2 protein-coding genes are annotated in these 1474 nt (G+C 37.9%); both read left to right on the forward strand.

Annotated elements, in window-relative coordinates; translation table 11 throughout:
• The first annotated feature begins 146 nt into the window (after positions 1-146).
• Complete coding sequence (locus A9G45_RS09545) at positions 147-893, forward strand: T6SS immunity protein Tli3 family protein (protein ID WP_065566590.1); 747 nt, start codon at positions 147-149, stop codon at positions 891-893.
• Between the two features lie 11 nt (positions 894-904).
• Positions 905-1474, forward strand: a 570-nt coding sequence (locus A9G45_RS09550) for a T6SS immunity protein Tli3 family protein (RefSeq protein WP_218057088.1), incomplete at its 3' end; no start/stop codon positions are given.

Raw genomic sequence — 1474 nt, forward strand, 5'->3', positions numbered from 1 at the left:
GTTAGGGATGGCTCTAAATTTGGTGCTTATGATAGCCTTATTGATAATAAAGAATATCAATTACGGGTAAATTCAATAAAAAATCTAAAACCCGAACCTTACCAAGGTTGGGATAAAATACGTTGTGAGGTTGGGGCGGAAAAGTAATGATGATATTAGCAATACTATCGACCCTTATCGGCGGCGCATTATTTATTATTATGCTCATTAAGCAATATCATGAGCGATGGCAAATGGTGAGTTATCTGTTCTTTATCTTGGGGATATTGGCACTTTCGCCAGTTAATAATATACGAAAGCCTACCTTTGTTCCGCCCTCGCAAATTGTGTACCGTTTTGATGAAAACCGTTATATTTTATTGACAGGTTATCGATGTGAAGGGCAAGCGTATTTTATTGATGATAAAGAACAAGTTTATTTCAGCATAGCACCTCATTCTTGGCGTGTTTACACTGAACCTTATCGACATCCAGCTAAGAATTATATTTCTATTCCTTATTCTGATCTTTCAGACTTTGAAACTTCAATTGATGGGGGGCGTTCATTTAGAACTATTCATTTAGGGGTTGGACATTATTTACGTAATCATGATTCACTGCAATACGATGTGGTGAATGATCAGGCTTTTATTTTAGGCAAAGATGGTCGGCTTTATATATCAGAAGCGCCATTTGGCACTAAAAGTTCGCATATGTTATCGAAAAAAGATCAGCTTGAACAAGGCGCGATTGTAGGCAGAAGCCAAATTATTCCCGAAAGTATTCCCCCTATGCCAAGTGACTATACCGGTTGGGATAAAATGCGCTGTGATTATAATGCTAAAGCAACTAAATTGCCCGATAACCGTACCGTGTTAGAGGTCTATCAACATTTGTTAGGCACAGCTAAATAAGGAATTAAGGCATGAAACAGAAAATAACTCAATTGTTGATAATGTTATTGGTTGTCCCCGTGGTTTTGGTCGTGATTTTATCGACTTTGGCGCCATTCCCCACCACCGAGCCCATGCCGCTGATGCGCCCTAAACCATTACCGAAAGAAGGTTATCAACTCTTTTATTATGTAACAAATAATGGATTTGTTGTTAAAAATTCCTTTTATTATGTCAGTAAAAAGCGGCAGGTAATTTATCGATATGATGCCGATCGTTATTTAGAGCTACAAGGTGAAAATTGCAGTGGATTGATTTGGTATCATGATGATAAAAATAATATTCATACCTTAATTACCAAACGATTTTATACGGCTTATCATTTACCGAAATTTAACTACTATAACCCCGGCAAACAGTATATTGCCATTCCTACCGATGATCTGTCCGATTTTGTTTTTTCAGTCGATGGGGGCAGACATTTTATAAAAGCGATGGTCTCTCCAATGGCTGCTGTCCCCGGAGAAGAAGTGGCTTACTTTATTGGGGTGGATGATTCGCCAATTGAGGATACTTATTATGAACCGGAAAAACCAAATACA

This window comes from Gilliamella sp. HK2 (assembly GCF_001690265.1).
Classification (GTDB): Bacteria; Pseudomonadota; Gammaproteobacteria; order Enterobacterales; family Orbaceae; genus Gilliamella; species Gilliamella apicola_C.

Coding starts and splice junctions, on each gene's coding strand:
- A9G45_RS09545 (WP_065566590.1), top strand. CDS start 147: ATGATGATATTAGCAATACTATCGACCCTTATCGGCGGCGCATTATTT.